Annotated in this window: 5 protein-coding genes and 1 pseudogene; all 6 read right to left on the reverse strand. The window is 39.5% G+C overall.

From position 1 onward, the window contains the following. Nucleotides 1-1,367: pseudogene (locus ACPDHL_RS15570) on the reverse strand (hypothetical protein); the annotation flags it as partial. A gap of 550 nt (nucleotides 1,368-1,917) precedes the next feature. Continuing rightward, complete coding sequence (acs, locus tag ACPDHL_RS15575) at nucleotides 1,918-3,825, reverse strand: acetate--CoA ligase (RefSeq protein ID WP_430533645.1); 1,908 nt, start codon at nucleotides 3,823-3,825, stop codon at nucleotides 1,918-1,920. Between the two features lie 185 nt (nucleotides 3,826-4,010). Next, nucleotides 4,011-4,955 (reverse strand): NAD(P)H-dependent flavin oxidoreductase, encoded by a 945-nt coding sequence (locus tag ACPDHL_RS15580; RefSeq protein WP_430533646.1) that lies wholly within the window; start codon nucleotides 4,953-4,955, stop codon nucleotides 4,011-4,013. 17 nt (nucleotides 4,956-4,972) lie between these two features. Further along, nucleotides 4,973-6,184, reverse strand: a complete 1,212-nt coding sequence (mnmA, locus tag ACPDHL_RS15585) for a tRNA 2-thiouridine(34) synthase MnmA (RefSeq protein ID WP_430533647.1) — start codon at nucleotides 6,182-6,184, stop codon at nucleotides 4,973-4,975. Between the two features lie 381 nt (nucleotides 6,185-6,565). Next, nucleotides 6,566-7,426: an outer membrane beta-barrel protein gene (locus tag ACPDHL_RS15590; RefSeq protein WP_430533648.1), complete on the reverse strand. Its 861-nt coding sequence runs from the start codon at nucleotides 7,424-7,426 to the stop codon at nucleotides 6,566-6,568. A 79-nt stretch (nucleotides 7,427-7,505) separates the two neighbouring features. Then, nucleotides 7,506-9,961 (reverse strand): MBG domain-containing protein (locus ACPDHL_RS15595; RefSeq protein WP_430533649.1); only part of this gene is annotated, 2,456 nt, incomplete at its 5' end.

Consider the following 9,961-nt stretch of genomic DNA (forward strand, 5'->3'; position numbering starts at 1 on the left):
TCAATCGTTCCTTCGGTTCCATCGTCTTTGATGTAGTAGAATTTATTCTCCGTGCTGTTGTAGAATACGTTTCCGTATTTGCCTTTCAGCTTGTTGATGATTTCGGTAATGAACTCGTTATTGTTGGTAATCGAAGTTACAAACTCTTCATTATTCGTTAATTCCTCAATGAATGTCGTATTGTTCGCAATCTCTTTTACATCCAGCTGTACTTTGTTGCCATCAGAATCTGTTACGGTCAACATATCCGCATCAAGCGTAAAGCTTACGTTAGTCGTATTAATCGAAGACCAATCAATCGTTCCTTCGGTTCCATCGTCTTTGATGTAGTAGAATTTATTCTCCGTGCTGTTGTAGAAGACGTTTCCGTATTTGCCTTTCAGCTTGTTCACAATCTCAGTAATAAACTCGTTATTGTTGGTAATCGAAGTTACAAACTCTTCGTTATTCGTTAATTCCTCAATAAACGTAGAGTTGTTCGCAATCTCTTTTACATCCAGCTGTACTTTATTTCCGTCAGAATCTGTTACCGTCAACATATCCGCATCAAGCGTAAAGCTAACGTTGGTCGTATTGATCGATGACCAATCAATCGTTCCTTCGGTTCCGTCGTCTTTGATGTAGTAGAATTTATTCTCCGTGCTGTTGTAGAATACGTTTCCGTACTTGCCTTTCAGCTTATTGATGATTTCGGTAATGAACGCTTGATTCTCTACTAAACGAGAAACGAATGTTACATTCTGTGCAATCTCCTCTACGTGTAATTGTACCCTACTATTATCTAAATCAGTTACGGTCAAGTAATCGCCTACCATGGTAAACGTTACGTTTGTTGTATTTAAGTCATCCCAAGTAATTAAGTGATGGCTACCGTCTGTCTCATCAATATAATAAAACTTGCGATCATTATAGTATACATTCCCGTACTTTCCCTTTAGTTTATTTACGATTTCTGTAATAAAGTTCGAATTGTTGACAATATCGTCTAATGACATCGAGACGGTATTTCCATCAGAATCAGTAATCGTCAGGTGATCATCAATTAAACTAAAACTTTGATTGGTTGTATTCACAAACGATTGTGAATTTAATAGACGTACCCATCTATCTTTTTTCCAATAGTAAAAGCCAGAAGGAAAATCCTCATGGCCAAGATTATAGACGAATAAACTTTCTGTCAGGTCTCCTACAATAGCTTCTTTATCTGTTTCACTTTTTAAAATGACTCTAGGAAATAAAACCCCCTTATTCGGAGAGACAATATCTAGTTGACTTGAATTAGCTGGAGTTACTGTTCCAATACCAACTTGGGCAGTTACAAAACCAGTTGCAAACAACGCCATCAATGGAATAACTTTTCTAATCATATTACAATTTTTAATAAATTTTACTCAATTTTTTATTAAATTTAAACACAATTATCCCATCAAAAACACCAAAAAAACAAATAACCCTCATTTAATCAGTGTTATTGTTTTAAATTATCACTATTTTAAATCTTATTTTTGAGATTTTTTCTCAATTTTATCTTCTCAAAAAGTGCTTTTATTCAAAAATAAAAGCGGAGCAGGAGTAGAATTATGAGAAATCAAATTGAAAAATGAAAAACCAAATAAGTAAAAAAGAAATATAATAAGTAATTAATACCTAGTCGGCACCCAATCCTTTTTTGCGATATCACTAAATAACACCAGAACTAAAATGAAAAACACAAATAATAAACACCTTTTTAGATTCAACTAAATCCTCTCTCCCCTTGTAAAGCTTTGAAAATCATCGATATCATCCTTTTTTAGAATAGCAATAATTACTTTTACTTCTAAAATGGGTGTTTTTTCACTCCTTTAAAAAACACGAAATGCCCTAAAAAGCATAAACTTTTTAGGGCATTTTATCTACATACTGCGACTATATTAGCTACAACTTCTCGTCTCTAATTTTTTCTATTACTTCTGGATTGATTAAGGTTGAAACATCTCCAAAGTCTTTGGTTTCTCCATCGGCTATTGAGCGCAAAATGCGTCGCATAATCTTACCAGATCTCGTTTTAGGCAAGCTGTCAACAAATTGAATTTTATCCAACTTAGCAATGGGTCCAATGTGACTGCTGATGTATTGGTTGATTTCCTTTTTTACATTCTCACGATCTCTGTATTCTCCTTCTACTTTCAGGGTAATAAAACCGTACAGTGCATTCCCTTTGATGTCGTGCTTATAGCCAACCACAGCACTTTCAGCTACAGCTGGATGTTCATTGATTGCATCTTCGATTGGAGCCGTACCTAAATTATGTCCTGAAACGATCACCACATCATCTGCTCGTCCTGTAATTCGGTAGTATCCCACCTCATCTCTCAAGGCTCCATCTCCAGTAAAATACTTCCCTGGAAACTGACTAAAGTAAGTGTCTTTATAGCGTTGGTGATCTCCCCAAATCGTACGAGCCATGGATGGCCAAGGAAACTTAATACAAAGCGATCCATCAATTTGGTTGTCTTCAATTTCATTTCGTTTCTCATCCATTAATACCGCTTGGATTCCCGGTAAGGGCAGCGTTGCATAGGTTGGTTTTGTTGGCGTAATAAATGGCAGGGGAGAAATTAGAATACTTCCTGTTTCTGTTTGCCACCATGTATCAACAATTGGACATTTTTTCTTTCCTACATGGTCATTATACCAGTGCCATGCTTCTTCGTTAATTGGTTCTCCTACAGATCCTATCACGCGTAGACTCGACAAGTCATGTTCATTTACATACTTGTAATCTTCTGTCATCAACGAGCGAATGGCCGTTGGTGCGGTATAGAATTGCGTTACTTTATATTTGTCGATGATATCCCAAAAGCGGCTTGGGTTCGGGTAGGTTGGAACGCCTTCAAACATCACAGTAGTGGCTCCATTTAACAAAGGACCATATACAATATAAGAATGCCCTGTAATCCAACCACAATCTGCAGTACACCAAAAGATATCATCATCTTTATAATCGAAGATATTTTTAAAGGAATAGGCCGTTTGTACCATGTATCCTGCTGTGGTATGTACCATTCCCTTTGGTGTTCCTGTAGACCCCGAAGTATACAGGATAAATAACGGATCTTCTGCATCCATCACTTGAGCCACGTGATTCGTAGAAGCAGCGTCTAATAATGGATTTAACCAAATATCGCGTTCTGGCATCATGTCGATATCTGCTTCTGTACGTTGTACAACCAACACGCGTTCAACGGTTGGACATGATTTTAATGCATCATCAATAATTGGTTTTAAGGGAATGCTCTTACTTCCTCTAAAACTTCCATCTGAAGTAATAACAAATTGACAAGCAGCATCGTTGATTCGCTTGCTAACTGCTGAAGAAGAGAATCCGGCAAAAATCACACTGTGAATGGCGCCAATTCGAGCACAGGCCAACATCGCAACAGCTAATTCAGGAATCATTGGCAAATAAATACAAACGCGATCCCCTTTTTGTACCCCTTGTTCTTTTAATACGTTTGCCATTTTACAAACGCGATTGAATAGGTCGTTATACGTAATAATTTGTGGATGTTCCTCTGGATTATTCGGTTCAAAGATTATAGCGGGCTTCTCTCCTCTTTTCGCTAGGTGTCTATCCACGCAGTTTTTTACAATATTTAATTTTGCGTTGACAAACCACTCAAACTTAGATTCTTCCATATCGAACTGAAAAACCTTATCCCAAACTTGGTACCATACAAAGTTTTCTTCTGCTATTTTGCTCCAAAACTTTCTAGGTTCTCGCACAGATTTTTTATAATGTTTAAAATACTGTTCGAGATTCTCTATTTTATAATAACTCATAGGTAGTGTGTGGTTTTGTTTTATTTTATTTCGTTTATTTTACTTCCCATAAAAATAAAGGATTATTAGTATATACCAAAAAACCATACGAACTTTTTATTCCAAATTCGCATGGTTTCTATACTATTGCAATACATCAAATCGTTCTTTCCCTAAAAAAGAGGATACTATTTGATTTGATTTGATTAAAAATCGAAGTTTAAGCGCTTAGCTTGTTCAAATTCATCTAGAATAGAGGCGATAATTTGAGCTACTGGTTCAATGCGGTGAATTAAGCCTGCCACTTGTCCCGCTTCCAATTCTCCCTCTATTAAATCACCTTCAAACATTCCTTTTTTGGAGCGTCCTTTACTCAAATAGGCTCTCAATTCTTCAGTACTTGCCCCTGCTTCATACAAGGCTTCTATACCCTGATAAAATTCATTTTTAATTAGGCGCACAGGAGCCAATTCTTTTAGTGTTACCATGGTATCTCCTTCTTCAACTTGAATGACTTTCTGCTTAAAGGCTTCATGGGCTGAGCTTTCTGTAGACGCAATAAAACGCGTGCCCATTTGCACGCCATCTGCACCGAGAACCATCGCAGCTAACATGCCCTTTCCTGTAGCAATTCCACCTGCAGCTATCAAGGGAAGCTGTATCTTTTCTTTAACCATGGGAATTAACGTAAAAGTCGTCGTTTCCTCTCTTCCATTGTGTCCGCCTGCTTCAAATCCCTCTGCAACAAGGGCATCTACTCCCGCATCTTGTGCTTTTAAAGCAAATTTAGACGAACTAATCACATGTACCACTGTAATACCGTTTGACTTTAAAAAAGGCGTCCATATTTTGGGATTACCTGCAGAGGTAAATACAATCTTGACTCCTTCTTCTACAAGAATATTCATTATTTCTTCTAGGTCTGGATACAACAAGGATACATTGACACCAAAGGGTTTGTCCGTTGCCTGTTTGCACTTTTGTATGTGTGTTCTCAAAACTTCTGGATACATTGATCCTGCGCCAATTAGTCCTAATCCTCCCGCATTGCTTACAGCACTTGCGAGTTTATAGCCACTGTTCCAAACCATTCCCCCTTGGATAATAGGGTATTGTATGTTAAAAAGCGAGGTAATGCTGTTTTTTGCCATCTGTTTTGATCTTTCGTTTATTCTACTTTCGATATAACACCAGAGCCGATTAATTCTTCTCCTACATGCCAAGATACGAATTGTCCTTCAGTAATTGCCGATTGTGGCTCATCAAAACGCACGTACATGCCGCTGTCCATTTTGTATAAGGTCGCCTCTTGTAGGGGTTGACGGTAGCGAATACGCGCTTTTATGCGCATGGTCTCGCCTGATTTTAGCTGTAAATCCTCGCGTATCCAATGAATTTCATGCTCTTGTACCGCTAGTGTTTTATGGAACAACCCTGGATGTGTATTGCCTTGACCAGTATAGATGATATTGTTTTCTACATCGGTAGCAATAACAAATAAAGGATCTACTGTTCCTCCAACATTCAAACCTTTGCGTTGACCTGTAGTGAAATAATGCGCTCCATAGTGCTCTCCTACTTTTTTACCCAGCTCAGGGGTATACTGAAACGCTTTGGCTTCGGCATACAATTCTTCTGCTAGGGTTGTAGGTGCTATTCCCGTACGAGCAAAAATCGGTGCATCTTTTGGAATCTCATAGATAAAACCATCTTTGGGTTTTAATTGTTGTTGTAAAAATTCGGGTAAGCGAACTTTTCCAATAAAACACAATCCTTGGGAATCTTTTTTCTCTGCGGTAATTAAATCTGCTTCTGTGGCAATTTCTCTTACTTTGGATTTGTACAATTCTCCAACGGGAAATAAGGCTTTTGCCAACTGTTCTTGTGACAATTGACATAGAAAGTACGATTGGTCTTTTGACGGATCAACACCTGCTAATAACTTATATACGGTTTGGGTTGTACCATCTGCAGCAACCACTTCTTCTTCCGCTTTTCTACAATAATGTCCTGTAGCTACATAATCCGCTCCTAATTCTAGTGCAATTTTCATGAAAACATCAAACTTGATTTCTCTATTGCACAGTACATCCGGATTTGGCGTACGACCATTTTCGTACTCCTTAAACATATAATCTACAATCTTCTCCTTATATTGTTCACTTAAATCCACCGTTTGAAAAGGGATGCCTAATTTCTCAGCAACCATCAGAGCGTCATTGCTATCTTCTAGCCAGGGACACTCATTCGAAATGGTAACGGTATCATCATGCCAATTTTTCATGAATAATCCGATCACTTCGTATCCTTGTTCTTTCAATAAGTAGGCGGCAACACTTGAGTCTACCCCCCCTGAAAGTCCTACTACTACTCTTTTCATATTTTAAAAAAAACTAAGAGGCAAAGTTACGGAGAATTGCGCTAAACTCATGCGATTTTAGATTTTCTTTAGAATTGCTCTTTATCTCACTTAGTTTATATTTTATTTTGGTGTTCGATGAATCTACGCTACGCTTCGATTTGTTGTTTGCTCTTTGCTATTTGCTATTTGCTCTTTGCTCTTTGCTCTTTGTTTGTTGTTACCATCACTCACCATTCACCATTCATCAGTAACTCACCACTTACCACTCACCACTTACCACTCACCACTCACCACTCACCACTTACCACTCACCACTCACCACTCACCACTCACCACTCACCACTCACCACTCACCACTCACCACTCACCATTCACCATTCACCATTCACCACTCACCACCTATAATCCAAAGCTATAGCGCAACTGAATACCGAAGTTGTAATTTTTAAAAACAGTCGTTGTACTTTCTTCCACACGCTGATAGGTCAAAGCTTGATCGGGAATGGGTTGATAGGCTACTAATTGTTTATTGTTCTCCCTCCCACTTGATTTTTGGTTGTTTATTCCCAAATCAACATACAAACCAACATAGAGGTTTTGATTGTCCCTCAGGTTGTGTTTTACACCAAATTCTCCAATCCAGGCCCATCTATTTTTTAATTCCACATCAGGTTTGTGTTCTACCTGCTCTTGATATCCAAATCCCGCATACAACAAGTCTTGATCTAAGTGTAAGTTATACTGCGGAAAGAAGCCTGAGGTTTGCAATTGATTCCACGTTAAAGTCGCTTTGGTATTCATCATCAGCGAATACTGTATCCCTGTTCGAATATAGAGTGCCGTTTCTCCTTTTCCGACATAGTGTACGGTTAACGGAATATGGAGTTGAGAGACCTTCCACTGTTCCTTGTACTTTTTTCCCTCATAGCTAAAGGTAAAGACTTCATTTTCCCAATCGGTTTCTTGACTGCTTCCCTTGAGATTCCTCCCCGTAAAGTCTGTAGTTTGACTGGCATACTGCACACCAAGACCCATACTCCAATTGGGCGCTAGATAGTAATCATACTGTAGTCCAATCGCTGTAGCTATTTTCAAATCGGCAGTAATTGGATCAGGTAAGCGACCGTAATTTTGGTGCATTCCCACTTTTACTGTTACTCCTACTTCGTGATCCTTATAATAGTAAGGTTTGTATTGCGCCTGTACAGGAACAGCACGAATTAAACATAATCCTATCAAAAAATATACGTATTGTTTCATCCTTATTGATTTTTGAAATTCCCCTGCATCAGAACTACAATCCCTTTGTGATACAGGGAGGAATCTCCATTAGCTTTTGTTATTGAACGATAAATTGAATTCCCTGTTGTTTGCCTGCAATTTTTAGTATTAAATAGTAAGATCCTGCAGCAACCGTTGGCGGAATTTCAATTCCCATCTTGCCCTTATCCAATGCACCACTTTTAATTAACTGTCCTGTGATGTTGTAGATCTTGTATGTTGTAGCTTCTTGACGAGCTTCCTCCTCTAGTCGAACATACAACCAAGCGCTCTTTTGTACAGGGTTTGGATAAACGGTCCAACCTGCAGTTGTTTTTCCTTGAATAAAGATGGGACAACTTCTTATTTTTTGCCCATTGTGTAGGGTCAGTTCCACTAGGTATTCTGCATCAACATCTAAGGTTGTACCAGCATCTCCTTGCTCAGCATAGAATTGCTTTTTGCCAAGTGACAAGCCATTTTTAAACCATTCATACCCACTAAATGCATAACCGCCATTGGTTTGTTTGTTGTTGTTGACCAATAAAACTTTGTCGTATTTCTGGAATACAATGTGTTCTGTAGGCATGCGCTTGTCTATTCGAATGATATAGGTGGTTGTTACTTGTCCATTCGCCGATTCTACCTCAATTACTTGTTCGTGTATGCCATAGGTTGTCACGGGAATCACGATATAGTTTGACGGTTTTACTACTGCGCCAACTTGGGTGATAATTTCCAAGACCACTTCTTCTTGAGGCGTTGAACAGTCTAAGACTAATTCTACTACACCTTCTATTTTACCATGAGAAACACCATCCACAAGGAGATCCCAAATACTCGCATCTCTACTGGTTACTTCAATGGTTTGCGAAACTGGAACGGCTGCTTTGTAATTGGCATTTCCTTCTTGATGGGCGGTTACCGTTACAACCCCAGGTTTTAGGAAATGAATCACTCCTGCTGCATCTACTTCTGCAAGGGCTTGTTCGGCTGGATCCTCTATTGTATACGTTACAGCCAAACCAGAACTAGCCACCGCTTGAAGCGGTAAGGACGGTGTATCCTCTAATACAACGGTCGAAATGGCACCAAAGCGAATGTGTTGCTCTGCGGGTGTAATGGTCAATGTTCCCAGTAAACGCAAGGGTTCATAATTTGGTTCATCTGTAATGGTAGCCACTACGGTATAGCGCCCTACTTGCGTTTGTCCATTGTTTTCATAGGCAACCGTTGCTCCTGTTCCCAACGGTCCTTCTACTTGTAAATACTGGGCTTCTCCATCATAAACAACCGTTTTTGAAGGCAAACTAAGCCCTTGTATTTCACCTCTTTTAATTTCAAAAGAAGCTGTTGTAAATGAACGAATGATATAATTTGCACGTGAAGCAAGGCTTCCTTGTATAATCGCATACTGACCTACATCTTCACCTGGCTCGCGTTTTAGTTGTCCTGTCATGATATTAGCAGGATAATCTCCCCGTCTCAATCCTTGAATCGCATACCTCAATACGGGGTCTGTTTGTCCATGGCGTTTGTATTGCCCTGTTTCTACAACAATAGCAATTGGCGCTGGTGTAATTTCAAAGCGCCCTTCGGTATCCAAACGCAAGACATAATTATTTCCTATACTTTCTAAGCTTCCAAGTGTATATCGGTAGCGACCTACATTTTCACCTGTACTTCTACCTAATGTACCGCGTAAAGCTGTTGCTATGGTATCCCCATTGCTTAACCCAATTACGGTAAAGACTAAAGCAGGATCATCCGTTCCATATTCTTTTTCTTGGTTTTGTTGCGGATAAATAACCAATTCAATCGGTGAAATGACAAAATCTGCTTCCTCATACACAAGGGTATAATTGGCGGTTGCCACTAAACTTCCTTGTTCAATCGCATAAGTCCCCACGGCTTCCCCTACCTGACGTACAAGCTGTCCTGTTAGCACCTGCATCGCTTGCTCTCCTCTTTGCAATCCGCTTACTTCATAAGTTAATACAGGATCTGTTGCCCCATAGTTTTTAGTTTTCGGTGTAGCGGTTATGGTTAACACAGCAGGGGTAATTTCCAAATCAGCGGCTTCATACACGATCGTATAATCCGTTGATGCCGCTACACTTCCCTGTTGAATTTCATAGGTTCCTATAGATTCTCCTGCTTCACGAACTAAACTGCCTGTAAGCGTATCCGTTCCCTTTAATCCACTAACCGTATAGGTTAATGCAGGATCCGCATCTCCATACACTTTGGTTTGTGCATCAGCCGTTATGGTTACTGTGGCAGGGGTAATGGTTAAATCAGCGGCTTGATACACAAGAGTATAATCCGTTGGTGCCGCTACACTTCCCTGTTGGATTTCGTACGTTCCTACAGCCTCGCCTGCTTCACGAACTAAACTCCCTGTAAGCGTATCCGTTCCTTTTAATCCACTAACCGTATAGGTTAATGCAGGATCCGTATCTCCATACACTTTGGTTTGTGCATCAGCCGTTATGGTTACTGTGGCAGGGGTAATGGTTAAATCAGCGGCTTGAT

It is taken from the genome of Myroides sp. C15-4 (genome assembly GCF_050522745.1).
Taxonomy (GTDB): domain Bacteria; phylum Bacteroidota; class Bacteroidia; order Flavobacteriales; family Flavobacteriaceae; genus Flavobacterium.